Below are 26,829 nucleotides of genomic sequence, written 5' to 3'. Positions count from 1 at the left end.
AAGATAAATCGGGCTAAACCCTTGATATTCTAAGGTTTTATAACAATATGATCAAAAGTGTAAGAAAGTGGTGGATAGGTGGAGGGCTTGAACACATCTATCCCAAAATCATTCAAGATTTGAAGTGGATTCCATACACGTTCTTGTAATCCGCCCATTGGGTGGAGATGTTCTTCGATTTCACAATACTGTTTCATGCTTATTTTATTTTCTCTTTCAACATTTAATAAGTAACGATTTAACAAGTATTCATATTGGTGTTGATGAATTTCGTTGTTTTTAGTAACGAGATTTATATTATTCTGATTACCAGTGACTTCATTTAATAAATCTTTATATAAAATATGTTGTTGCTTAATCATTGATTCAACTTTTTCAATAAAATCATCTGATGCTTGTTCACGAATGAATTTACTCCTACTTTCTTCCACACCATGAGCTAAAACTTCTGATAGTGGCACTTCATACTTATTAAGCAATTTTTCAATACGTTTATTTAAATAGGTAATTCTTAGTCTTGGCATAACAATTGGCATTTCAATTTCAAATAAATCAAAAACACCTTTTAATTCTGCCCAGTATTTAATTTCACTAGGCCCACCAACAAATGCCACAGTATTAAACAACCACTCTTCCATTAATGGTCTTGTTACGACATTATTAGAAAACAACTCTGGTTGATTTTCAGCAATTTTTAAAATCTCTTCCATTCTATACGATTTGTTCGTTTTACTTAATTTAAACACTTCATCTTCGTATGAGATAAGCTGACGCATTTGATCATCATGTAAAAACAAATGTACATTTGTATCAGTTTGAATCATGGCATCCAATCCTTGTTCTTGTGTACGTTGTTGTGTTGCCCTAAACGCACAATCGAGAGATTGATGTTTTTTTAGAATTTCAGTAAATAACGGTGCTTCAATTTTTCTTAACGGTTCATACTGCGCATCTATAAAGAGCACTCCATACGTTTTAAAAGTCTCGTGTAATAGTGCTTTGAACATATCTGACCATGAATGATATTGCTCAATTATCGTTTCACACATATCGATTAAACTTTGTGTGTAGACCGTTTCTTTCATTTGTTTAAACATCGCTTTTAAAGCTCTCTTTAATTCAGCTTTGTCTGGATTATATCTAGAAACCGTTGATTCGGGCGCATCCATAGTATGATATTTAACTTTATGTAATGTCGCTTCATTCTCATTATAAACGTACGTATGGTTGACTTCATCAAAATCATGATCTTCTCCTGCAATCCAAAATACTGGCACAACTTTTTGTTTATACGTATCCTCAAGTTGGTCCGCTAAAGTGATAATGGAAAAGATTTTGTGAAATGTATAAAGTGGACCTCCAAAAAGTCCAGCCTGCTGTCCGCCAATTACTACCTTTGAACCTCTAGCCAGCGCTTCTAAATTATTGTTTTGTTCATTAGATATATCTAGATCACTCATATAATCACGAATGACATTAGCTAATACTTCTTCCCTGCCGTTACTTTCTTTCGACATTCTCTTTTCAAAACTGGTTTGTTGTGCAGCATCATATTGAAACAACCCTACAATTTCAGGATTACTGCCTTTTATTTTAGATATAAACTGATCTTTTTCATTTAAACTAACTACTTTACAGTCCATGTGTTTTCTCCTTCAGTACGCGATTACAAATTATAGTATAAAGACTATACCGTTTGTTGACAATTTTACAGCTTAAAAATCAATTTAATTGTAGAAAATTTATAATATTCAGTGTTTTGGTCTTTTAAATCAATGAAAAATATAAGAGGTTTAATGTATAATAATAGTAGTAAACAAATAAGGGGTAGATAAATATGAGTGAAATCAAACGTCTTGAAATTAATTACAAAACTGATGAACTGTTTGAGAACTTTAGAGAATTTGGCAACAAAGACTTATATATGGTCAACGAATTAAATGGCCAAATGATTGATGCAAGTTCTGATTCACCATTTTATGGTATATTTGTCGGAGATCAATTAGGGGCTAGAATGGCTTTACTAAAAAAAGGTGATGTTGAAGAAATTTACTTCCCAGATTTTGATGATTATTTATTACTATGGAAGTTAGAAGTATTGCCAAAATATCAAAACAGAGGATATGCAACAAAACTAATTGATTTTGCAAAAAGCTTTAATATGCCAATTAAAGCGATTGGAAGAAATGATTCAAAGGATTTCTTTTTACATCATGGATTTACAGATGTGGAAGCTAAAAATATAGAAGGACACGATGTCTTACTGTGGAAACCATAAGATGTCAATATTCGACACTACGATTAATTGAATTTTAATTTTTCGTAGTGTCTTTTTCTATCTAAATTTTAATACTTAATTTTCTTCGTCAACAATTCTTTTCAATTGCGTCCATGAATTAATTTCATAATCAGGTGTTATTTCGGGGTTTGGTTCAAAATTCCTAAAATTAAACCAACAAGTTGCAATCCCTGCATTAATTCCGCCTAGAATATCAGATGTTAGAGAGTCACCTACAATGATTGAGCTTTCTCTTTCAGATTCACCTATATCATTAAAGACATAATTAAAAAACTCAGGACTTGGTTTTTGATGTCCAGTTTCTTCTGAAATATAAATATTTTTAAAATATTTATGAAGTGGTGTTTGATTTAGTCTTCTTTTTTGCGTTTCTGTAACTCCATTAGTCACAATATACAAATTATGATTCTCTGATAGTTCAATGATAGTTTCTAATGTTTGATCAAAATATTTGATTTTTGCTTCTGCTAAACCATTTCTGAACAAAACATCTGCACGATGACCATCTATTTCCATTTGATGGCGTTTAAAGTAATTTACAAATCGTTGTGATAAAACTTCAGCCTTTGTTAACTTATTCTGTTGAAATGCTTCCCAATGTTGATGATTAATTTTTTTAAACTCTAAAAAATCAAGATCAGTAGCTTTATGTTCAAATAGATTAGCCATGTAATGAAATGCCCATTCTTCCGCATCATAAAAGTCCACAATTGTGTCATCAAAGTCTATTAAAATATTTTTATATCCCAAGTCCGCCCATCTCCTATATTCTGATTGTCTAAATAAATCTTAACAGAGGTTTATTTTTCTGCAAACAAAAAAGGTCAGGACAAAAGTGTTTAGGATTTGAGCAAAACAGAACGATGAGCAAAATTGTTTCCCAAATTTTGTCGAATCGTTAGAGTTTCTACCGAAAAACCTGCTTTTGGGACGCCGTTAATCGGTTTCCCAGAGCACAAAAACTTTATGTCTCAACCTTTTTAGTTTAAATATATTTCATTCTAAAATTAGAATCCGAATAATTTGCCTAGTAATCCTATACCATTGGCAACAATATCTACGATACTTGTACCTAATTTCACACTATCGTGATGTTGTGCTGCTTGCACAGTATTGGCAATTGCTTGTGCTAAACCAGTCATTTCAAATCTCTCCCTCACCTTTGAAATATTATTTAATACTTACATAACATATTGGAATTAGAATCCGAATAATTTACCTATTAAACCTACGCCATTTTCAACGATGCTCACAATGCTTGTGCCTAATTTTGCTCCATCATTATTGATTGCTGCAGTTACAGTATCTTTAATTGCGTTGAATAATCCTTCCATTGAAAACACTCCTTAAAATTTAAATTTGAAGAAAACAAAAACGTGAGTACCTTTAGATCACCGTCATGTCATTCTCTCAACGTCTTGTTATTGATATTTTAAAATAAATTTCGCGCAATTAGTTTGTTTATCCGCACAACAACATTTATAGTACATAACTGTTTTAATAATGAGTTAGTGATACACTTAGGCATTCGAAACTGCATTTAACACAATTATATTGCTTAAATCCACATATAATACTTATTGAACCTTTTTATATAAATAGCTCTAAAATAGTGAAAAATATAAACTTTTTTTATTTGTAAGGTATTGCTTATTTATGTTCATTTAGCTATAATAATTCTTGTGTTGTTAAACGTGTCCTGGTAGCTCAGCTGGATAGAGCAATGGCCTTCTAAGCCATCGGTCGGGGGTTCGAATCCCTCCCAGGACGTTTATAGGTATTTATTATACACCGACCTACAAAAAGAACCCCGTATTCACGGGGTTCTTTTTGTTTTGTGTTTCAGTAATATAGCATTTTAGGGACCCATAAGGGCCCCGTATATTCCCTGCAAATACAGTAATTAAAACAATCATACTTATTCGTTTTAGAAATTTTTTGACACACGTTTGACACTTGATTATATATTTTTAATCAAGTAATTTTGCGTTCAAATTTTATCTGAACTACACCAATACTACACCAAAACTTTTGAATATAATAAAATCCCTCATCTAATAATCAGATGAGGTTTTTGTGTATTTGTGTAAAATCACGATGATTTTTAAACTCTATTTTTCTATATTTCTTTCTCCACGACCCATTGAGATAAGACAACAATTTTTACTTTTTTAAAAAATCAACAGTAATATAACTAAAACAAATATACCAATTGATAAGCCAAAAGATATTTTTTGCTTTGTTTCTCTTTTCATATAGCCTTACCTTCTTATAATTAGTAGTAAGAAACCTTTTCGAGGTCTTACCTTAGAAAGTTTTGCGAATGAATTCGATGAGTAGTATTGTGAAAGTGCCAATTATGGAAATTTTTCATGAAATTTTAGCGGTGTTGCACTATATAATACAATTCGTCATTTAAAAAGAGGTAGGTAATCCTGCCTCTTTGAATTTATATCATCTTATTTATTTTTGAAAGGCAATGATGCCTCCTGTCTCTAGTTTTAAAATCTATACTAGAACTTCAAGATCACAAACACGTCACTCCCTGATATTTATTTGAATATTATATAAAAAGCAAAGGCTAATGCTAATATCCCAATAAAATAGTTAAAAAAGATTTTTATTTTAGTTTTTGTAATAGTAGACAAGTTTTTTCACCTCTTAACATCGATTAATTTATTCACTATTATTTTTCTTTCGTCTATCTTTAATCATTTCAGAAGGCACACCGAAAACAAACAACAGAACAAATAATATAATTGGCAAGTGTGGTATGTTTTCTAAAAAATACCACCTTAAATTCCAGTCAAATACCATATTCGCATACGCAACGAAATATTTACTAAATAATAAAACTACACATACACCTGTTAACGTATCTAAAACCTTTGTAATATATGTCATTTATAGCCACCCTCTTTGTATCTTCGCTATATTCACAACTATATGTATAATTTCTATCAACTCATGGCTATACCAAATGTATTTACCACAACAAATAAAATATACCACACATCGACAACTACAATAAATTACTTTTTCTAAAATATTTTTATTAAATATTACATTGCGCTTTTTTTAGCGTATTAAAAATAAATATGCACCTCGGTCTATTTAGTATTTCTACTATCTAACGAGATGCATACAACTAACTTATTATAAAATTCTTCTATAACATAGCATTACAACTTATGAATAAATAAGTACTTGCGTAATTAGTAATCCACCACCGAAAATTAATACAAATGCGACTACTGGCCATACGAATCGGAACCAATGGGAATATCGCATGTTTAACATTTGTAATGTCGCCATAACAAGTCCAGTTGGCGCTAAGAATAACATCGCATATTGACCAAATTGATACGTCGTTACGATGACGAATCTTGGTATACCGACAGTATCAGCCAATGGTGCAAAAATAGGCATTGATAATACCGCTAATCCTGATGAAGAAGGTACGATAAATCCTAAACAGAAGAAAATAAATAGTAATACAATGATAAATAACGGTCCACTCATATGTTGAACTAAAGACGATGAAAAATGTAAGATCGTATCTGAAATCATACCTTCATTCAACACTAAGTTAATACCCCTAGCTAAACCAATGATTAAAGAAACACCAACTAAACTTGATGCACCATTAACAAAGGCATCAACCGTTCCTTTTTCTCCTAAACCAAATTTACCAGTTCCAGCAATAAACATAATAATAATTGTAAAAATTAAAAATGCTGATGCCATAACTGGGAACCACCAACCTTGGGTCATGACACCCCAAACCATAATTGGAAATGGCAATACAAATAATGTAAGTATTATCTTTTTACGTGTAGTAAATTGCGCGCTATCGTCATCTTTTAATACAGACCATTGCTTTTCAAATGCTTCCTTGTCCGCATAAGCATAAGACGCCTTTGGATCTCGTTTAATTTTTTTGCAGTACCAATATAAATAACTGATTACAAAGATAGCGCCGACAATACAGGCACCAACTCTCCAATACAAACCATCTGTAAAAGTTGTACCAGCTGCATTTGATGCTATGACAACTGAAAATGGATTTATTGTTGAAAAAGTACTACCAACAGAACTAGCAAGGAATATGGCACCAACGGAGACAATAGAATCATATCCTAAAGCTATAAATATAGGTACTAAAATTGGATAAAAAGCAACAGCTTCTTCTTCAATACCACATAGCGTACCGCCAATAATCATTAAAATAGAGACAAACACTATCAGCATAAATTCATGCCCTTTTGTTTTCTTTGTTAAGGCTAACAACCCCGATTCAAAAGAACCACTGGCTTGCACAACACCTATAAGTCCACCCAAAACAAGTATAAACACCATGATGTCTACCGCTTCTATTGTTCCTTCGACCATACTACTCGTTATTTTTTCAGGCCCAGCTGGATGTTGCTTTAATCGTTCATACGTATTTGGTATAGAAACAGGTTTATTAATTGCACCAGATTTAAACTGTTCGATTTTAATTTTAACACCCATTTTATCAAGTTCCTTTTGTGTACCAGGTACTTTTTTAACTTGATTATGAGGATTTACAATTTTCAGTTCTTGGGATGAAGGTTCGTAAGAAAGTTTAGAATATGCACCTGCAGGAATAATCCAAGTTGCCATTACTGCAATGACTGTTAAAATAAATAAAATCATAAATGCACCTGGCATTCTTAGTTTAAATCGTTTTTTCTTTTCACTTTCATTAATTGCATTTTCCACGGTTTCATCTCCTTCGACATTTGACCTAACAATAATGCTGTGTAGAATATTTCAGTGTTAAATATTTATATTAAGAAAGTGCACCCCGCCTTAAAAAATCATCCTAGATACGCAGGGTTGCACATTGTTAATAAAAATCATGCATTATACATATAATAAATCGAAAACGTGTTAACAATATTATTTTTTAATCACTGTACCTATCTTACCTTCTAACGCAGCATCTAATTCATTTAATGAAGTAATAAGAACACTACCGTTGGGATTATTTTCAATAAATGAAATTGCCGCTTCAATTTTTGGTAACATACTTCCTTTTGCAAATTGATTTTCATCTATATAGCGTTTTAATTCATTAACATTTGTAACCTTCAATGGTTGTTGATTTTCACTGTTAAAATTAATATATACGTAATCAATTGCTGTTAATATAATCAATTGATCACATTGAATATTAGCACCTAAAAGTGCACTTGTTTTATCTTTATCAATAACCGCATCTATGCCTTTAAAGCCATCATGCTGTTCTCTTATAACTGGTATACCACCGCCACCAGCAGCAATTACGAGTGTATCATTTTTAATAAGCGTTTTAATACTTTCTAATTCAATTATAGAAATTGGTTGTGGTGATGGTACAACCCTTCTATACCCTCTTCCAGCATCTTCAACAAATTGATACCCTTTTTCATTATGAATTTGCTCAGCTTCATCTTTATTATAAAAAAGTCCAATTGGTTTTGATGGATTATTAAATGCCGGATCATGTTCATCTACTTCTACTTGTGTTACAAGTGTTACAACTTGTTTATCTATGCCAATTGAATGAAGTTCATTTTGCAAACTTTCTTGTAACTGAAAACCAATATATGCTTGGCTCATCGCCCCACACTCAGCAAATGGGAATGCGGGACCTTGCTTATGTTCTGCAGCATAATTAAGTCCCAAATTTATACTACCAACTTGTGGTCCATTACCATGACTTATAACAATTTCATGACCTTTAGTTATTAATCCTACTAGTGATTTCGCAGTATTTTTAACAAGCTCAAGTTGTTCTTGTGGTGATTTTCCTAAAGCATTACCACCTAGTGCAACTACAATCTTCGCCATCATATTCACTTCCTTTTACATTTAAAATTCACCTAATGTAGCAACCATAACTGCTTTTATCGTATGCATTCTGTTCTCTGCTTCTTGGAATACAACAGAAGCTTTACTTTCGAATACTTCATCTGTGACTTCCATTTCACGAATACCATATTTTTCAAAAATTTGTTGTCCAATTTTTGTATCCGCATTATGGAATGATGGTAAGCAATGTTCAAATATCACATTAGGATTACCTGTTTTATCCATCATTTCCTTATTAACTTGATATGGTTTCAATAATTCAAGTCGTTCTTTCCACACTTCATCAGGTTCACCCATTGATACCCAAACATCAGTGTATATGACATCTGAACCTTTCACGCCTTGCTCAATATCATCTGTAATTAATATGTTGCCACCATTTTCAGAAGCAATTTGTTCACATCGGTTTAATAATTCATCAGTTGGATTTAATTCTTTAGGACAAACTAAATGGAAATTCATCCCCATAATTGCTGCACCTTGCATTAGAGCATTTGCTACGTTATTACGTCCATCTCCAACATAAGTAAAGTTAATATCTGCATAATCTTTTTTCAAAACTTCTTTTGCAGTTAAGAAATCTGCTAACACTTGGGTTGGATGATCTTCATCTGTTAAACCATTCCATACTGGTACACCTGAATATTCAGCTAAAGTTTCTACAGTTCTTTGCGAAAAACCACGGTATTCTATGCCATCATACATGCCACCAAGTACACGTGCAGTATCTTTAGTTGTTTCTTTTTTACCCATTTGTGAACCTGTAGGACCTAAATAAGTTACATTAGCACCTTGATCATGCGCTGCAACTTCAAATGCACATCGCGTTCTCGTAGAATCCTTTTCAAATAACAGTGCAATATTTTTATTTTTTAACATAGGCTTTTCAGTGCCAATATATTTAGCACGCTTTAAATCCTCGGAGAGTGTTAATAAGAATTCTACCTCTTGTCGTGAAAAGTCTAATAAAGTTAAAAAACTTCTGTTTCGTAAATTTTTCATTAATAACAACTCCTTTTATTTTAGTTACACTTAAATTGTAAGCGCATACATCACTAATACAACCCATTTTTTAAAATTGTAATATTTTATCAATAAATCATTGAACATTTTATTAATATTAAATTTATATAGTAGGAAATTTTTAAAATGAGTATTACATTTAAAGTATAACTATTTTTCGAGAAGTTAGAAAATTCAATTAACAATTAATTTAACACAATTCTTCACAGACTTTGATGACTAATGAAATAAACCCTATTAACATAGCAAACTAAATTAACTAACAAATATATAGTTATAAACACTTAAAAATAATAAGTTTTACTTAAATAAAACACCGAACTGTTTATGTTTATTTAACATAGTTTTATCTCTTATTTAATTCCGCATCTGTAAAATAGCTAATATACTTTGGGTAATTCACGCAAAGGAGATTTTCAAATGAAAAAGAACATCACGAAAAAAATAATTTTATCAACAGCATTGTTACTTCTAGGAACTACTTCTACACAACTTCCTAAAACACCAATCAGTTTTTCATCTGAAGCAAAAGCTTACGATATCAGTCCAAATGAGACTAATATTAATGAATTAATCAAATATTACACACAACCTCATTTATCCTTATCTGGCAAATGGCTGTGGCAGAAACCTAATGGTACAATTCATGCAACACTTCAAACGTGGGTTTGGTACAGTCATATTCGTATTCACGGTCCTGAAAGTTGGGGCAACATTAATAAATTAAGAGATAAATACGTTGATATTTTTGGAACGAAAGATGAGGATACAGTGGAAGGTTATTGGACTTATGACGAAACATTTACTGGTGGTGTTACGCCAGCAGCAACATCTTCTGACAAATCTTACAAACTTTTTGTGAAATATAAAGACAAAAAACAATCTGTTATCGGCGGACATGAAGTTTATCAAGGTAATAAACCAGTGTTAACGTTAAAAGAGCTTGATTTTCGTGTTCGTCAAACATTAATTAAAAACAAAAATTTATATAACGGTGTACACAATAAAGGTCAAATCAAAATCACTGGTGGAGGTAATGACTACACAATTGATTTAAGTAAAAAATTAAAATTAACTGATACAAATAGATATGTTAAAAATCCTCAACAAGCAGAAATCGAAGTGATCCTCGAAAAATCTAATTAACCACATTAATGGAGTCAATGAGTTTAATTTCAATTGTCACATTAACTCCCTTTCCTATTTAAGTTTCAGTTATTCCTCATAAAGGAGATTTTCAAATGAAAAAGAACTTTACGAAAAAAATAATTTTATCAACAGCATTGTTACTTTTTGCAACAACTACAACACAATTTTCTAAAACTCCAATCAACTTATCATCTGAAGCTAAGGCGTATAACATTAGTCACAACGAAACAAAAATTGATGAATTAATTAAATATTATACGCAACCTCATTTTACATTTTCAAATAAATGGTTATATCAATATGATGATGGCAAAATTTATGTTGAATTTAAGAGATACTCCTGGTCAGCACATATCCAAGTATCAGGCGCTAAAAGTTGGGGCAATATTAATCAATTAAGAGACAAATATGTAGACGTGTTTGGATTAAAAGATAGAGAAACAAGTCAATTTTGGTGGTCTTATCGAGAAACATTTACGGGTGGCGTAACACCTGCAGCATCAACTTCCGACAAACCATATAACATTTTTGTAAAATACAAGGATAAACTGCAAACAATTATTGGTGCACATGAGATTTATCGAGGTAACAAACCTATATTGACACTAAAAGAACTTGATTTCCGTGCACGTGAATCATTAATAAAAATAAAAAATACTATATAATGAAAATCGCAATAATGGTAAGCTTAAAATCACCGGTGGCGGTAATGACTATACCATTGATTTAAGTAAAAGATTACATTCAGACCTTGCAAATGCTTATGTTAAAAATCCTCAACAAATAAATGTTGAGGTTATCATTGAATAATTTATGAAATTTATATCATTCATCAACTGCGACTTTTCATAATTATGACATTTAAACATTTAAACATTTAATTATACAATTATGGGATTGATAGAAATAACTTCCAAGAGTTAACTCTACCAATCCCTATTTTTCATTGTATATTTAATTATTGTTATATTTGCCATTTATTTTAATTCTTTAATGATGCACTATAGTTATATAATTTGATAATCGTTCTAAACCTAGTATCTTCTAAATTTGTTTTACCATTTCTTAAGTCTTGTACAGTTTGGTATGGAACTCCTGAATTTTCGATATTTTATAGCCTGATTCAGACTCAAACAAAGATTGAATAGAATTTATGATATCATTTAACTCTGTCATTTTTAATCCCTTTTCTTGAATTTAATATATACATTGTAATTGCTAAAGCTGTTCTTTGCATGAGTAATATTATTTCCTAAAAATAAATTCAACCATATAAGAATAAGAAATGCGATATAAAATAATTTCATTTTAATCCCCTATCATTTTTCATTAAAATTTTTCGTTAAAAACCAACACAGACTTAAAATTTTCTTATTACGCCTCTAGCTAGTAAACTATATTTTATTTTACTTATAATATTTTATGCTATTTTTAAAACTCATACTATACGTTTTTACGTTTTTTTATTGGAAATTTCTATGTAATTCTAAAATTTATTCATCTCAAAATCTCCCACTTAATAAGCATCCTATTTCTCCAATTCCCGCCCATTAATATATAGTTAACTTTTATTTAACATATATTTAATTGATTTAATTCTAAAGTATTTGTATTTTTATATTGTAATCGATTACATTTCAAATCAAATAAATTCCCTGTTTTAAAGAAAATAACGAATTACAATAGCAATGTCGTTTCATTGTTCATAAAGAATTCATTCAAATTTGACTAACCCTCGAAATTGAAAAGCTTCCTTTCAAATATTGAATAAAAGTTAAAAACAAATTCTTAAATTAATCACTCATCATCACTTATTAATTTAACAGTTGCCACGTTAAAACAAAATTATATAAACGATTATAAATATTTGATATGTCTCAACAACAATATTCTAAATTGGCATATTAATTATTGTTTCCTCAAATCGTATAAAAAATTAGAAGGATGATGAAAATGAAAACGCGTATAGTCAGCTCAGTAACTACAACACTATTACTAGGTTCCATATTAATAAATCCTATTGCTAATGCAGCAGATAGTGATATAAATATTAAAACTGGTACTACAGATATAGGAAGCAATACAACAGTTAAAACGGGTGATTTAGTCACTTATGATAAAGAAAATGGCATGCACAAAAAGATATTTTATAGTTTTATCGATGATAAAAATCACAATAAAAAATTATTAGTTATTAGAACGAAAGGTACCATTGCTGGTCAATATAGAGTTTATAGTGAAGAAGGCGCTAATAAAAGTGGTTTAGCATGGCCTTCAGCCTTTAAGGTACAGTTGCAACTACCAGATAATGAAGTAGCCCAAATCTCAGATTACTATCCAAGAAATTCAATTGACACAAAAGAGTATATGAGCACTTTAACTTATGGATTCAACGGTAATGTGACTGGTGATGATTCTGGCAAAATAGGCGGTCTTATCGGTGCAAATGTTTCAATTGGGCATACATTAAAATATGTTCAACCTGATTTTAAAACCATTTTAGAGAGTCCAACTGATAAAAAAGTTGGTTGGAAAGTTATATTCAACAATATGATGAATCAAAATTGGGGTCCATACGATAGAGATTCATGGAATCCAGTTTACGGCAATCAACTTTTCATGAAAACAAGAAATGGCTCTATGAAGGCAGCAGAAAATTTCCTTGATCCAAACAAAGCAAGCTCTTTACTATCTTCTGGATTCTCACCAGACTTCGCCACAGTCATAACAATGGATAGAAAAGCTACAAAACAGCAAACAAATATTGATGTTATATACGAACGTGTTCGTGATGACTATCAATTACATTGGACGTCAACAAACTGGAAAGGTACAAACACTAAAGATAAGTGGGTAGACCGTTCTTCTGAAAGATATAAAATAGATTGGGAAAAAGAGGAAATGACTAATTAATGTGAATGTTAATAGTCATGCCTACTTAAACAATTATATTTTAACAATAGCCGATACCATCAGAATTGATGTGCATCGGCTATTTTAATTCCAGTATAACTATAAAATTTTTTATTGATAGAATAACTAGTTCCTTTCTCAGTAATGATTCATAGCTAGTAATGATATTTTGCTATCAATCTCTTAAAACTAATTTTTTGATATTCATATTGTCAAACCTTTTAACGAAAAGTTTTGAAATTGTTCAAAATTTATTGAACAGATTATGTGTTAATATATTTGCAGAATTATTTTAAAAGAGTTTTAAAACTATACCGAAAAAAGAAAATAAAAAGTATAATAAGTACATATAATTGGAAATTACATCTAGAAATCTATTAATCATATATCTATATATTGTACGAAGTTGTATGAATAAGTTAAACTTAAGTTGAATAATTTTTATATTCAAGGAGGATGTTTAATGGTATTTAAAGATTGGGAAATCAGTGTTGAATATTCCGGAAAGCATGAAATTGTTTCAAATGAAACGAGTTTGTTCGTCATCGATGAAGATTATGATGTAGCAATCGCAATCAATTATGTAAATGGAAAATTAAAAGTTAGTCATGTCAACTACGCTTCTGAATTTACAATTGATGCATCTAACAAAGTATTAAATTTAATTATTAATAATCCAAACATTGTCGATCATTAAATATTAAAAAGCATCTAGAATCATAAAGAGCATACTATATATATTGTTTCATTCTAAATTAGCCAAATTTAAGGTTCAAATATATCAATACAAATAATTGCAATTTTACAAAAGCAATCTTTAAAACAAATACTAAGGTGGTGAATAAAAATTAACATTCTGTATAACTTAATTGTATATATAGCGTGCATGGTTAACTTTGGATTAATTATTGTCCCACTGCTAACTTCTAATGATGCGGATTTTGTATGGACTTCTTCATCGTTAATATACATGATTCTTTTAACACTTATCATTCTAGTAGTTTATATTAAAACTAAAGATAGTTTACAGCTTACTATATTTATATTAAATGTCGCTTTAATTATCCTTTATTGTGCGCCATTATTATTTATCTATGTATTCTAATGCTTCATTAATATTTTAATGCGTCAATTCGCTTAATACATTTTAATAATTACAATTAAAAATTTACGTGTTTTTGATTAGTGATAACTATGTATTACTTAATTTAAAGTTTAAAAACATTATAATATCATCGGTTTTAAAATTTTATCAAACAATGTTTTCAACTATTTTACTGAATTAAACATTTAGATTAAGGAGTAAACATCATGAATAAACGTTTAAATAAAAAAACCGCAAAACATCTTGAAGATTATAAAAAAGTTCAACAAAGAAAATTGGAAGAAACCAATAGAGGTTGTTTAAAAAGTATCATTATGCTTATCGTCTTATTTCTTTTTATTATTTTTGGTATTATGGCATGTTCTACAAATGTTAACTTTTTCTTCCAATAATATAATAATTAAAACTAATTTCTTTCTAAGGATGTTCACTAAAATACAGGGAAACAATATATTTTTTTAGGTTGCACAAGGTCATTTTGTGCGTAATACTTTGAAACTTTAGATTTATATTCCTCTCCTTACTTTTAATAGCCATTTCTCATCCATCATCTTTATATTTAAAATTTCTATTATATGTACAAATTAAAAACAGGCGAAGACAATTAAATTTGTTGTCTCAACCTGTTTTATTTATTATCTATTTATAATTTCATCAATTTCTTCATAGATTCTTTCTAATGCTACTTTAGCTTCAGCCATTGATTTAAAATCATTTCTCTTAAGTGCAGCTTTTGCTCTAAGTTCATTCATCATAATCGTACGCTTGTAGTATCGGTTTAAGCTGCCTGCAGCTAAATCATAAGGATTTGCTTTTTTCAGTAATGTTCTTAATTCATCTGCAATTCTTTTATCGTGAAACTCACTTTGAATTAAATAATCTTTCTTACTACTTGCTTCTGCTTTATTTCCATCTAAAGTTGCTACAGCTGTTGATGATAACAACATTGCTAATGATCCTGCTAATATATATTTTTTTAGTTTCATTGTAAATTCTCCTTCAAAATTGATACTTTTTGATTATAAAGTCAATTTTAGGACAATTACATTAACCTGCTATTAAATAGATTTCTTTTTCCATTAATAAAATATAACATAACATTTAATTAATTATTTCAAGAAAACAGCAACGATTGAAGTTTTATCTCACTAACCCTTGTTCTAATACTTTATCAATTCGCTCTTGTAATACCATTTTTTAACTTTGTATTCAAACGAAACTAAGTTGACTGCCTTTTGTGCTTTTCTGTGTGCACTTACAGTATGTTTTTTTTCAAATTCTCTCACCAGATTTTGAGCTTGAATCAATTTTTGTTCCTTTTTAATAGTTGCATCATTTTTCACTGCTGGTTTATTAAATTGTGGACGTGCACCATAGCCAAAAGTACCATCACTATATTCCACAATATTATAGTCATGTCTAAATTTAATATATTTAGGCGTTTTATTAAACTTTGGTCTAGATTGATATTTAAAAGTACCATCATTGTACTCTACAATATTGTGATTAATACTCACTGGTTTCTTTTCTCTTGGACCGTATCCTTCGTTTGCATTTGCTGTTGACGCAATTGTAGTTGTAGTAATACCTATTGCCACTATCGTTAATAAAGATTTTGCTATCAATTTATTTTTCATATTAATTATCCTCCAAATTGTTATCTTACATTTATTAAGTTATCCTATTTATACAACTTTTGAAATTAACTAATTATTAATTAACTATAAACACTTTATAATATAGACAAAATATAGTTATCTATCTTATGACTCATCAGTACTTATACACTAGTCAAAAGATTCATACCTCTACTTTTTAGAATTTCAAAAATACAAATACACAACAAAAAAGACACCATTTGAATGTTGGTGTCTGATGGTATAATTTTATAAATTTTATTTGTAACTTCTCATTCTATAGTTAAATATTGTGACCCAGCTAATGATCAAAGTAGGTAGAATTACTAAATTTAAATTAGATACGTCAAAAAATACAGACTGGAAGTTATCTATGTTGATGTCATTTATGTCCATTTTTTCATTCACTGCTTGATATATCGCAAAGTAAACTAAAAACCATTGAATTAAATGCTCTAATACGACAACCTCTGTTAAATCGACATTCTTTTTTCGAAATAATAATCTAACTATAAATAATTGGAATATACTTGAAATCAAGATTAAAATAATCCCCATTAAGAAAAAGCTACCAAAATCAATTGTTATTAATTGAGCTATTCCATAAATGATAACTGCAGAGATAGCTAACGAAATATATCCGATGAATATGAATACGACACCCATAAAGAGTGTTTTTAAAAATAAAAATGGCTTCTTTCTGTTTGTAACCAAGTAACTTAATATACAAAGTAAAAATAGAATTGTTAAAATTTTAATTATCATCGTTAGACCTCAAAATATTTATATTTTTTCATGAAAAATAACAACCACACTTGTGATTGCCAATTATACTCAATGCCTATACTTTAGTATTCGTGGCACGTGCTTTTACATTGTTTTATGCTTTTTAAAGTGTATACGTTGATATGCACTTATCTAATAAATGCATAGTACAACTAAATAGTATTATTTTTAACTTATATATTAATCATAACATATCAATCTTATTTATAATATAACTCTTATTTCTATATAAGTAAAATTATACATATTAATTACTTCTCTACTATGTTTCTTTACATTGTTTTATGAAATTATATGTCAAAAAAGCTACATGTAAAACAATTTGGAGTGTTTCCCTACTCATTTTTGCAAACAAAACGCAGAAAAATGTATGTAGATTTAACAATAAAAAACTATTTAATAATGGTTGAGAGGCCTTTACTACTATTATTATACTATCAAAGCATTAAATATTACTTCAAATAAAAGTAACAACATCAAATTCATCATTTTTCTTTTTCAATTGCATTAAACCTTATTAATCAGCACTTAATTTTAATTAATGAAGTGTTAACTGGTAAATACATGAAACCGTTTGTAAAATAGCAGTGTACTCAAGTTATTAAGTACAAATCTATTTTACAGGGAGAACTTATTATGAAAAAAAATATCACAAAAACTTTAATCGCTTCTACAGTTATCGCTGTAGGTCTTCTAACTACAGCACAAAGTGCAAGCGCCTTTGCTTATGAATGGAAAGGTTTAGAAATCGCTAAAAAGGAAGCTGATCAAGCTAAAAAAGATGAAGAACGTGCAGATAAATTAATTAAAGCTGCCGAGAAAGATAGAACTTATACAGGCAAAACAGTTGAAGATTTATATGTTATTGCTAAAAAGTTAGGTAAAGGTAATACAATAGCTGTAGTAAGAATTATAGACGGCGGTGATAACGGTTACTACACGTTTGATATCACTCGCCCATTAGAAGAACATAGAAAAAATATTCCTGTAGTGGCTAATGGTGAAATCGACTCTATTACTTGGTATTAATTGACACACTGAATTAAATAGTTGCACGCCAAAACATTGCTGAACAATACTAACGTTTTGGCGTGCTTTTTTTATTATGAAACTGTCAAATTATTTAGCATCTTTATTGCTTTTTATTAGAGCACGTACGATAAACACAGTTGCCACAATATCAGTTACAATTTTTATTATTGTTAAAATATTTGATTTTCTCTTCATAAAAGCACCCTCCCAAATTTAACTCATATCATATTCAACATTAAATTATTAATAAACCGTCTTAAACACCCTATTTCAATGTACATACAATATTATAAAATAATTATACCCTATTATACACATTTATATCTAACAGTTAGATTTTTTCAACTGTTAGATTTTTTTGTTTCAAAAATAAAAAGGACATACTTTTCAGCACGGCCCAATTTTATTCATTTATTTTAAAGTATTATATTTTAATACTAAATCGATTTGTCTTTGTAATTTTTTCTTTTCATAGCTATGTTGGAAATGAATTAAGTTAACAGCTCTTTGTGCTTTACGGTGTGTCGCAACAGTTCTAGTACGTTTGAATAAGTTTACTGCTTTTTGAGCATCCACAACTTTTTTATTTACTTGTTTTTTAAAGTTTGTTTGGTATTGATTGTACTTGTTAGCAGCTTCAACGTTTTTAGTTTGTGCATGAGATTCACCAGCAAACATTGATACTGTTAAACTAACAGCAGCCACACTTAAAATTGATTTCCCAATAAAATTCTTTTTCATAATTAATAACACCTATCCTCAAATATTTATTTTGTATATATTTATAATAATAGACAGATACAAAAAACTACATTAACTATTTATTAACTAAACATTAATATTTGTGTCACTACATTTCTGAATTTCAAGAATTTTGCTACTCCATATTTTAACCACCAAATTATTGATATAATTTATGTCTTTAGAAATCCTTATATAAATGCATACGATTCATGATATTAGCTAAAATTCCGAAAATCCCTTACTTCTTAGGAATTTATTTTATACTTTTTAATAATACACTTTTAACCAAGTAATCAACTCTATTCAACCGTATACAACTATCAACTGTAATTTTCCGAAAAATACAGGTCCTACATTTAAAAATTGCTCGCCATAAATATACAAAATCAACTTACTATACCACTAGCATAAATAAAATCATCTAAAACTATAAAAAAAGCCATAGCTACTTTGGTTAAAAAGTAGTATGACTTACTGTTTCATATTGTCGATTTTTAAAATTAATCAAGCCATGCTTAGTTTCATCATCAACAATGATTTCGGCATAAGTCTCTTCCATTGAACTTCTTGACTGAGAAATACTTCCCGGATTTATGACATGAACACCATTAATAAATTCATATTTTGCCACATGTGTATGACCATAAAATGCAAACAAACAACCTAACTCATGTGCTTTTTCAGCTAATAATGCTCTAGTACGATTGACCTGATATAAATGTCCATGAGTATAAAATACTTTCACATCATTACATTTAATCACAGCTTCATTTTCAAACTCAGGGTAAAAATCACAATTCCCCTTTACTCTATGAAATAGGCTTAACTCAGTGTCATTGTACTCAAATTCTGAATCACCTAAATGTAAAAATACGTCTGCATCAGAATGTTTTTCATAAATTTTATATAAAATACCTGATTCAGTATGATTATCACTCACAACAATCCATTTAGACATGTTGATCACCCGCAAGATAATCTTGCAATAAATTAATTGCGTTTCGTCTATGACTAATTTGTCCCTTTTCTTCTTTCGAAAGTTGCGCCATTGTTTTTTCTAATTCAGGTACATAGAATATAGGATCGTAACCAAAGCCGTTATCACCATATTTACCATCAGCAATTTCTCCTGATACAGTACCTTTAAATACTTTAGTTTCCATATCAGGTCCACTCATACTAATAACACATACAAATTGCGCCCGACGATCAGTATGATTGCCAAGTTTATTTAGCAGTTTTTCAATATTAGCTTCATCACTTTTATTTTCACCAGCATATCGTGCAGAATAAATACCTGGCTCACCATTTAAGGCAAACACTTCTAATCCACTATCATCAGCAATAACAGTTTTATTCAAAGCTTGTGCAGCTGCTTCAGATTTTAAAATCGCATTTTCCTCAAATGTTGTACCTGTCTCTTCCACATCGAAATCAGGAATCAATTCTGAAATTCCTATGACGTTATATTCCGAGAAAATCACTTTAAAATCATTAATTTTCCCTTGATTATTAGATGCAATAACAATATCTTTCATTATAAACCCTCCTAATCATTCACTGAAATGCGCTCAACATTTACTGATAAGTTTAGCCATTCTTTTATAATGTTAGTAATGTGAGTAGTATCACCTGTTGCAAAAAATCGATGGTTAGGATTTTCAGTATAACTAGCATGTTCATTACTAAAGGTTAACAAGGCACTTACTTCACGTGCAGTTTCTAAACCAGATGAAATCACGGTCTTTTTACCGCCAAAATAGTCATAAATTGGTTTATACAGCAAAGGATAATGTGTACAACCTAAAATAACCGTATCTGCTTTACTATTTCTCCATCGTTTCAATGTTTGATGAATGACGATACTCGTAATCGTCGGATCATTGTATCGCATTTGTTCTACTAATGGCACAAAACCTGGACAAGCTACCCCATGTACCTCTACATGTGGATTGATACGTTTAATATGTGTACGATAAGCTTCAGACTTAATAGTACCTTCCGTACCTAATACAAGTACATTTTGATTTCTAGTTGTCATAATCGCTGTTCTAGCACCTGGTTCTATTACACCAATAACAGGAATCGATAATGTTTTTTGTAAATATTCTAAAGCTACAGCTGTTGCAGTGTTACAAGCAATGACGAGCATTTTTATATCAAATTCCATCAACTTACGCGCAATTTCAACTGTATACTGTTTAACTTGCTCTCCTGGTCTAGGTCCATATGGACATCTCCCAATATCACCTAAATAATAAATCGTCTCATTTGGTAGCTGACGCATAATTTCTTTAGCAACTGTCAGACCTCCAACACCAGAATCTATTACACCAATTGGTTTATTCATATTCGGTCATCCTTACTTTTAATTTAATTTTTAGTTTATCATAACTAAGCATTGGATTTTAGTATTATGCACTGAGTTTTACCATTTTCGCCATTAAAATAAACCGTTAAAGTATAGCATTTTCAAAATTACTTTTCATCATTTTAATATTAAAAAAATCCCTTCCAAGTTATTGTGTATTTCCATTCAATTTAGTTTTGAAGGGAACATAGCATTTCTAACTCAAAAGGGATTTTATTTATTATTCTACTTCATGATCAGAACCAAAGAATGATTTAAACATATGGAAAGTTGTTTCTCTGTTCATCGCTGCAATTGATGTTGTTAAAGGAATACCTTTAGGGCAAGCATTAACACAGTTTTGTGAATTACCACATTGTTGTAAACCGCCCGTACCCATCAATGCGTTTAAACGTTCATCTTTAGTCATTGATCCAGTTGGATGTAAGTTAAATAAACGTACTTGTGAAATTGCTTGTGCACCAACGAATTTATTATTTTCAGTTACGTTAGGGCAAACTTCTAAACATACACCACAAGTCATACATTTCGATAATTCATATGCTGTTTGACGTTTCTTCTCAGGCATACGTGGTCCAGGACCTAAATCATAAGTACCATCAATTGGAATCCAAGCTTTCATACGTTTCAAGTTATCAAACATTCTTGAACGATCAACTTGTAAGTCTCGAATAACTGGGAACGTGTTCATTGGCTCTAAACGAATAGGTTGTTCTAATTGATCAACAATCGCTGAACATGATTGTCTTGCACGACCATTAATAACCATTGAACATGCACCACAAACTTCTTCAAGACAGTTCATGTCCCATACGACTGGCGTTGTTTTTTCACCATTAATATTGACTGGGTTACGTCTAATTTCCATTAAACACGCAATTACATTTAAATTTTCACGATAAGGAATTTCAAACGTTTCTTCATATGGTTTAGATTCGCTTGTATCTTGACGTTTAATAATTAACTTTACAGTTTTTTGTTTCGGTTTACTTTGTACTTCATGTTGTGGAGTGTCTTTTACTGATTGTTCAGTCATTATTTTTTACCCCCTTTAGACTTACTTGTATAATCACGTTTACGTGGTGGTATTAAACTCACATCGACGTCATCATAAGTAAATTGTGGCTTTTCAAATGCACCTTGGAATGAGGCCATTGTTGTTTTTAACCACTCTTCGTCATTACGTTCTGGGAATTCAGGTTTATAATGTGCACCTCTAGATTCGTTACGATTATAGGCACCAATCGTGATAACACGAGCAAGCACTAACATATTCCATAATTGACGAGTAAAGAATACCGCTTGGTTACTCCAGGTTTGAGTATCTTCCATATCAATATTTTCATAACGTTTCATCAATTCAACAATCTTTTTATCAGTTTCTAAAAGTTTTTCATTTTCACGAACTACAGTAACATTAGCTGTCATAATCTCACCTAGTTCACGATGTAATTTATATGCATTTTCAGTACCACGCATAGCTAATAATTTATCAAAACGTTCCTGTTCTTCAGCTTTACGTTCCTCAAAAATACTCTCATCCATATCTGTATATGATCGATCAATATTAGAAATATAATCGATCGCATTTGGTCCTGCTACTGTACCACCATAGATTGCTGATAATAATGAGTTGGCACCTAAACGGTTTCCTCCATGTTGAGAAAAATCACACTCACCAGCTGCAAATAAACCTTTAATATTAGTCATTTGATCATAATCTACGTATAACCCACCCATTGAATAATGCACAGCTGGGAAAATTTTCATTGGTACTTTACGAGGATCATCACCAGTGAATTTTTCATAAATTTCAATGATACCACCTAATTTAACATCTAGCTCATGTGGATCTTTATGTGATAAATCAAGGTATACCATGTTTTCACCATTGATACCTAGTTTTTGGTTAATACATACATCGAAAATTTCACGTGTCGCGATATCACGAGGTACTAAGTTACCATAGTCAGGATATTTCTCTTCTAAGAAGTACCAAGGTTTACCATCTTTATATGTCCAAATACGTCCACCTTCACCACGTGCTGATTCACTCATTAGACGAAGTTTATCATCTCCTGGAATCGCAGTTGGATGGATTTGAATGAATTCACCGTTAGCATAAATCGCACCTTGTTGGTACACGATTGAAGCTGCTGAACCAGTATTAATCATTGAATTCGTCGTTTTACCAAAGATGATACCTGGTCCACCAGTTGCCATAATAACAGCATCTGAACCAAATGTTTCGATTTCAGCAGTTGTCATATTTTGTGCAACAATACCTCTTGCCGTATCATCGTCGCCTTTAACTATGCCAAGGAATTCCCAACCTTCGTACTTCGTAACTAATCCATCAACTTCATATGCACGTACTTGTTCGTCTAATGCATATAATAATTGTTGTCCAGTTGTTGCCCCTGCGTATGCTGTTCTGTGGTGTAACGTACCACCAAAACGTCTAAAATCTAAAAGACCTTCATTTGTTCTATTGAACATTACGCCCATACGGTCTAATAAATGAATAATTTTTGGTGCTGCCTCAGTCATCGCTTTAACAGGTGGTTGGTTTGCAAGGAAGTCTCCACCATAAACTGTATCATCAAAGTGAATCCAAGGAGAATCGCCTTCCCCTTTAGTATTGACCGCACCATTAATGCCACCTTGGGCACAAACAGAGTGCGAACGTTTAACTGGTACAACTGAGAACAAATCTACATGTGCACCTTTTTCTGCCGCTTTAATTGTTGACATTAAGCCTGCTAGGCCACCTCCGACAACAATAAGATGTTTCTCTGCCATAAAAATGTCACTCCCCTAAATTTTCAATCTATTTTTGTTAAATGCGATGTATTACATAAAGGCAATAATTGCAGTAACACCAATATACGAAATAACTAAGAATACGATTAATGAAACCCATGTAAATACACGTTGTGATTTTGGAGATTGTAGCCCGCCCCAAGTAACTAAAAATGACCATAAGCCATTTGCAAAGTGGAACACAACTGCAATAATACAAACAATATAAAACGCTGCCCAAAATGGATTTTGTAACGTTTCATGCATTAAATCGTAATTCACTTCTTTACCATAAAATGCTTTTTGTAAACGTGTTTGCCATAAGTGAATACCAATAAAGATAAATGTTAAGATACCACTTACACGTTGGAAGAAGAACATCCAGTTTCTAAAAATTGAATAATGTCCAACATTTTCCTTTGCCGTAAACGCGATGTGTATTCCAAATAGACCATGGTATAACAATGGAATATATATGAATAAAAATTCTACAATAATTAGAAATGGTAATGATTCCATGAAATTCGATGCTTTATTAAACGCTTCAGCACCTTGTGTTGCTTGGTGGTTCACTAATAAATGAACGACCAAAAATGCACCTATTGGGATAATACCTAATAACGAATGTATACGTCTTAGATAAAATTCATTTTTTGATTGAGCCAAAAGGAGTCCCCCCTGTGAACGAATATTTAATTTATTGAGCTATTTATATTAAACGTACGCCAAACCCCTAAAGTGATTAAAATTTCTAACGTTGCTGTTATCATTAAAGTAATTATGTTAAAGACAAATACACACTGGACGATCACCAAACTGCATGTCGAACAATGTAAAATTTGGATTTAATATTTAAAATTACAATTGGATGATAAGCTTTCTCATTTAGAAAACGCTTCCACGCACATTCAAAAAAATAACTTTGTTAACCATATTGTAACATTATTTCTTATATTTTGGGGCATGAGAATGATTCTCACGCCCTGTAATTTATTTATGCAATTGTTCTTGTAAGTTCTTGGCGACATTTTCAGGAATTCCAATGTTTTTAAAATCTTCAAGTGAAGCTTCTTTCATTTTTTTAATAGATCCAAATGTACGTAGCAATAGCGTTTTACGTTTACTACCTATACCTTCTATATCGTCAAGTATCGATTTTAAGCCAGTCTTTTGACGTGTTTGTCTATGAAATGTGATGGCGAATCTATGGACTTCATCTTGAATTCGATGCAATAAATAAAATGCTTGGCTATTTTTCTTAAGTGGAACAACTTCTGCACTTGTTCCATATAATAGTTCGGATGTCTGATGTTTATCGTTCTTTTGTAATCCAGCTACAGGTATATCTAGACCTAATTCATTTTGTAATACATCAATGACCCCATTCATGTGCCCTTTACCACCATCTACAATAATTAAATCAGGTAATGGCAATCCTTCATTTAACACACGTGTATATCTACGTCTCACTACTTCACGCATCGATTTATAATCATCAGGCCCTTGAACCGTTTTAATTTTATATTTTCTATAATTTTTCTTATCTGGTTTACCATCTACGAAAGTAACCATCGCTGAAACTGGATCCACACCTTGAATATTAGAGTTATCAAATGCCTCAATTCTAATGGGCGTTTGGATACCCATTTGAGTTCCAAGTTCTTCAATAGCTTTGATTGTTCTAGACTCATCTCGTGATATCAATTCAAATTTATTATTTAACGACACTTTAGCATTATGTGCTGCAAGATCTACCATTTCTTTTTTAGGACCTCTCGCAGGTTGAACAATTTTAGTATCCACAACAGATTGAATCATTTCTTTATCTAAATTGCGTGGTACATGAACTTCTTTAGGTAATATATGTTGATTTAAGCTATAAAATTGACCAATAAATGTATAAAATTCTTCCTCTTCGGTTTGTTGTAATGGAATCATAGTTGTATCACGTTTAATCATATTCCCTTGTCGAATAAAGAATACTTGAATACACATCCATCCTTTATCAACGCTATAACCAAATACATCACGAATCGTTTTATCCGTTGACATAATTTTTTGTTTGTTAGTTAAATTTTGAATATGTTGAATTAAATCTCTATATTCTTTCGCACGCTCAAAATCTAATGATTCACTTGCACTTAACATACGTTCTTCTAAACTTTTTAATATTGTTTTATCTTCTCCATTAAGAAAGTCTGTTATTTCCTTTGTCATTTGTGCATATTTACTCAAATCAACATCATAAACACAAGGTCCTAAGCACTGTCCAATATGATAATATAGACATAATTTGTCTGGCATCTTATCACATTTGCGATATGGATATATTCTGTCTAATAATTTTTTTGTTTCTTGGGCAGAATACGCATTCGGATAAGGTCCAAAATATTTACCGCTACCTTGTTTAACCGTTCTCGTTACAAGAAGTCTAGGATATTTTTCTTTTGTAATCTTAATGAATGGATAACTTTTATCATCTTTTAATAAAATATTATATCTAGGTTGGTATTGTTTGATTAGATTTAATTCAAGTAATAATGACTCAGTTTCACTTGATGTAACGATAAATTCAAATTGTCGAATTTCACCAACAAGTCTTGTTGTCTTAGCATCATGTGCCCCAGTAAAATATGATCTAAGCCGATTCCGTAACTTTTTAGCTTTTCCAACATATATCACTTGATTATTACGATCTTTCATCAAATAGCAACCCGGCTCCATCGGTACAACATTCAATTTATTTTTTATTGCTTGTTTATAGTCTTCCAAAAATATCCCCCCTTCTCTTTAAAACTAAAAATATCCCCATAATTGTCACGCCTATTTTTAAAAGTCTTTTTAAAATCTCCATAAGTATGTCATTTTCAAACCAAAGCATCATTTAATTAACAATTCGCTCAGTAAAACATTACTACGCCACATACTACTTAATGATATTTATTTAACACAAAGTATATCAAGTAAATTTTAAATGGAGTCAATTCATATTAAAGTAACAGCTATTCTCTAAAAAATCTAACATTATATATCACAACACATAAATAAAAACTGGAGCAATTCATAGAAGAATGCCCCAGTCGTCATT

General features: G+C 30.8%; 24 protein-coding genes, 1 tRNA gene and 4 pseudogenes. 8 read left to right on the top strand and 21 right to left on the bottom strand.

Annotated elements, in window-relative coordinates; genetic code table 11:
• Positions 1 to 29: 29 nt before the first annotated feature.
• On the bottom strand, positions 30 to 1,643 hold the full coding sequence (gene bshC, locus ML436_05575; GenBank protein UMT79199.1) for a bacillithiol biosynthesis cysteine-adding enzyme BshC: 1,614 nt from the start codon (positions 1,641 to 1,643) through the stop codon (positions 30 to 32).
• A gap of 194 nt (positions 1,644 to 1,837) precedes the next feature.
• Here bshC and ML436_05570 point away from each other — a divergent pair, with 194 nt between their 5' ends.
• Positions 1,838 to 2,278: an N-acetyltransferase gene (locus ML436_05570; protein ID UMT79198.1), complete on the top strand. Its 441-nt coding sequence runs from the start codon at positions 1,838 to 1,840 to the stop codon at positions 2,276 to 2,278.
• A 75-nt stretch (positions 2,279 to 2,353) separates the two neighbouring features.
• Here the strand turns inward: ML436_05570 and ML436_05565 are convergent, their stop codons facing one another.
• The 3 genes from ML436_05565 to ML436_05555 all read right to left on the bottom strand — a co-directional run bounded on the left by ML436_05565 (position 2,354) and on the right by ML436_05555 (position 3,633).
• Positions 2,354 to 3,049: a YjjG family noncanonical pyrimidine nucleotidase gene (locus ML436_05565; protein ID UMT79197.1), complete on the bottom strand. Its 696-nt coding sequence runs from the start codon at positions 3,047 to 3,049 to the stop codon at positions 2,354 to 2,356.
• 257 nt (positions 3,050 to 3,306) lie between these two features.
• On the bottom strand, positions 3,307 to 3,441 hold the full coding sequence (locus ML436_05560; GenBank protein ID UMT79196.1) for a beta-class phenol-soluble modulin: 135 nt from the start codon (positions 3,439 to 3,441) through the stop codon (positions 3,307 to 3,309).
• A gap of 57 nt (positions 3,442 to 3,498) precedes the next feature.
• Positions 3,499 to 3,633: a beta-class phenol-soluble modulin gene (locus ML436_05555; protein ID UMT79195.1), complete on the bottom strand. Its 135-nt coding sequence runs from the start codon at positions 3,631 to 3,633 to the stop codon at positions 3,499 to 3,501.
• A gap of 362 nt (positions 3,634 to 3,995) precedes the next feature.
• Between ML436_05555 and ML436_05550 the strand changes: the two genes are divergently transcribed.
• Positions 3,996 to 4,069 (top strand) — tRNA-Arg (locus ML436_05550).
• 906 nt (positions 4,070 to 4,975) lie between these two features.
• On the opposite strand, the gene ML436_05545 is transcribed toward ML436_05550, so the two are convergent.
• From ML436_05545 to argF, 4 genes are all read right to left on the bottom strand, one after another.
• Positions 4,976 to 5,203 (bottom strand): hypothetical protein, encoded by a 228-nt coding sequence (locus ML436_05545; protein UMT79194.1) that lies wholly within the window; start codon positions 5,201 to 5,203, stop codon positions 4,976 to 4,978.
• A 285-nt stretch (positions 5,204 to 5,488) separates the two neighbouring features.
• Entirely contained in the window at positions 5,489 to 7,045 is a 1,557-nt protein-coding gene (locus ML436_05540; GenBank protein ID UMT79193.1) for a YfcC family protein, read from the bottom strand.
• Positions 7,046 to 7,225: 180 nt separating this feature from the next.
• Positions 7,226 to 8,158 (bottom strand): carbamate kinase, encoded by a 933-nt coding sequence (gene arcC / locus ML436_05535; GenBank protein ID UMT79192.1) that lies wholly within the window; start codon positions 8,156 to 8,158, stop codon positions 7,226 to 7,228.
• 21 nt (positions 8,159 to 8,179) lie between these two features.
• On the bottom strand, positions 8,180 to 9,181 hold the full coding sequence (gene argF / locus ML436_05530; GenBank protein ID UMT79191.1) for an ornithine carbamoyltransferase: 1,002 nt from the start codon (positions 9,179 to 9,181) through the stop codon (positions 8,180 to 8,182).
• Between the two features lie 441 nt (positions 9,182 to 9,622).
• Here argF and ML436_05525 point away from each other — a divergent pair, with 441 nt between their 5' ends.
• Together ML436_05525 and ML436_05520 are read left to right on the top strand one after the other, a co-directional pair.
• Positions 9,623 to 10,348 carry a superantigen-like protein SSL14 gene (locus ML436_05525; protein UMT79190.1) on the top strand — a complete coding sequence of 242 codons (726 nt, stop codon included), beginning with the start codon at positions 9,623 to 9,625 and terminating at the stop codon, positions 10,346 to 10,348.
• A 95-nt stretch (positions 10,349 to 10,443) separates the two neighbouring features.
• Positions 10,444 to 11,161 (top strand): annotated as a pseudogene (locus ML436_05520) (superantigen-like protein SSL12).
• A 172-nt stretch (positions 11,162 to 11,333) separates the two neighbouring features.
• Here ML436_05520 and ML436_05515 read toward each other — a convergent pair.
• Positions 11,334 to 11,527: pseudogene (locus ML436_05515) on the bottom strand (hypothetical protein).
• Positions 11,511 to 11,658: pseudogene (locus ML436_05510) on the bottom strand (hypothetical protein). The pseudogenes ML436_05515 and ML436_05510 overlap by 17 nt, the downstream one beginning before the upstream one ends.
• Positions 11,659 to 12,304: 646 nt before the next feature.
• On the opposite strand from ML436_05510, the gene hyl reads away from it, so the two are divergent.
• From hyl to ML436_05495, 3 genes are all read left to right on the top strand, one after another.
• Complete coding sequence (gene hyl / locus ML436_05505) at positions 12,305 to 13,264, top strand: alpha-hemolysin (protein ID UMT79189.1); 960 nt, start codon at positions 12,305 to 12,307, stop codon at positions 13,262 to 13,264.
• A 463-nt stretch (positions 13,265 to 13,727) separates the two neighbouring features.
• Positions 13,728 to 13,961 (top strand): hypothetical protein, encoded by a 234-nt coding sequence (locus tag ML436_05500; protein UMT79188.1) that lies wholly within the window; start codon positions 13,728 to 13,730, stop codon positions 13,959 to 13,961.
• A 614-nt stretch (positions 13,962 to 14,575) separates the two neighbouring features.
• Entirely contained in the window at positions 14,576 to 14,761 is a 186-nt protein-coding gene (locus ML436_05495) for a hypothetical protein (GenBank protein UMT79187.1), read from the top strand.
• A 243-nt stretch (positions 14,762 to 15,004) separates the two neighbouring features.
• Here ML436_05495 and ML436_05490 read toward each other — a convergent pair whose 3' ends face one another.
• From ML436_05490 to ML436_05480, 3 genes and pseudogenes are all read right to left on the bottom strand, one after another.
• On the bottom strand, positions 15,005 to 15,355 hold the full coding sequence (locus ML436_05490) for a complement inhibitor SCIN (GenBank protein UMT79186.1): 351 nt from the start codon (positions 15,353 to 15,355) through the stop codon (positions 15,005 to 15,007).
• Positions 15,356 to 15,509: 154 nt separating this feature from the next.
• Positions 15,510 to 16,006, bottom strand: a pseudogene (locus tag ML436_05485) (fibrinogen-binding protein).
• 258 nt (positions 16,007 to 16,264) lie between these two features.
• A complete protein-coding gene (locus ML436_05480) occupies positions 16,265 to 16,771 on the bottom strand; it encodes a hypothetical protein (protein UMT79185.1) in 507 nt (168 codons plus the stop codon).
• A gap of 657 nt (positions 16,772 to 17,428) precedes the next feature.
• On the opposite strand from ML436_05480, the gene ML436_05475 reads away from it, so the two are divergent.
• Positions 17,429 to 17,821: a formyl peptide receptor-like 1 inhibitory protein gene (locus ML436_05475; protein ID UMT79184.1), complete on the top strand. Its 393-nt coding sequence runs from the start codon at positions 17,429 to 17,431 to the stop codon at positions 17,819 to 17,821.
• Positions 17,822 to 18,235: 414 nt separating this feature from the next.
• Here ML436_05475 and ecb read toward each other — a convergent pair whose 3' ends face one another.
• From ecb to uvrC, 8 genes are all read right to left on the bottom strand, one after another.
• Positions 18,236 to 18,565 (bottom strand): complement convertase inhibitor Ecb, encoded by a 330-nt coding sequence (gene ecb, locus ML436_05470; GenBank protein ID UMT79183.1) that lies wholly within the window; start codon positions 18,563 to 18,565, stop codon positions 18,236 to 18,238.
• 457 nt (positions 18,566 to 19,022) lie between these two features.
• Positions 19,023 to 19,526 carry a metallophosphoesterase gene (locus ML436_05465; GenBank protein ID UMT79182.1) on the bottom strand — a complete coding sequence of 168 codons (504 nt, stop codon included), beginning with the start codon at positions 19,524 to 19,526 and terminating at the stop codon, positions 19,023 to 19,025.
• Positions 19,519 to 20,106, bottom strand: coding sequence for an XTP/dITP diphosphatase (locus ML436_05460; protein UMT79181.1), 588 nt, complete (start codon positions 20,104 to 20,106; stop codon positions 19,519 to 19,521). The genes ML436_05465 and ML436_05460 overlap by 8 nt, the downstream gene beginning before the upstream one ends.
• Positions 20,107 to 20,117: 11 nt before the next feature.
• Complete coding sequence (racE, locus tag ML436_05455; GenBank protein UMT79180.1) at positions 20,118 to 20,918, bottom strand: glutamate racemase; 801 nt, start codon at positions 20,916 to 20,918, stop codon at positions 20,118 to 20,120.
• Between the two features lie 241 nt (positions 20,919 to 21,159).
• Entirely contained in the window at positions 21,160 to 21,975 is an 816-nt protein-coding gene (gene sdhB, locus ML436_05450) for a succinate dehydrogenase iron-sulfur subunit (protein UMT79179.1), read from the bottom strand.
• Positions 21,975 to 23,741 carry a succinate dehydrogenase flavoprotein subunit gene (sdhA, locus tag ML436_05445; GenBank protein UMT79178.1) on the bottom strand — a complete coding sequence of 589 codons (1,767 nt, stop codon included), beginning with the start codon at positions 23,739 to 23,741 and terminating at the stop codon, positions 21,975 to 21,977. Before sdhA ends, sdhB begins: the two co-directional genes overlap by 1 nt.
• A gap of 51 nt (positions 23,742 to 23,792) precedes the next feature.
• Positions 23,793 to 24,407 (bottom strand): succinate dehydrogenase cytochrome b558 subunit, encoded by a 615-nt coding sequence (locus tag ML436_05440; GenBank protein ID UMT79177.1) that lies wholly within the window; start codon positions 24,405 to 24,407, stop codon positions 23,793 to 23,795.
• A 324-nt stretch (positions 24,408 to 24,731) separates the two neighbouring features.
• A complete protein-coding gene (gene uvrC, locus ML436_05435) occupies positions 24,732 to 26,513 on the bottom strand; it encodes an excinuclease ABC subunit UvrC (GenBank protein UMT79176.1) in 1,782 nt (593 codons plus the stop codon).
• Between the last annotated feature and the right edge of the window lie 316 nt (positions 26,514 to 26,829).

Source organism: Staphylococcus roterodami (assembly GCA_022493055.1).
Lineage (GTDB): Bacteria > Bacillota > Bacilli > Staphylococcales > Staphylococcaceae > Staphylococcus > Staphylococcus singaporensis.
This window is presented reverse-complemented; position numbering and strand designations above follow the sequence as displayed.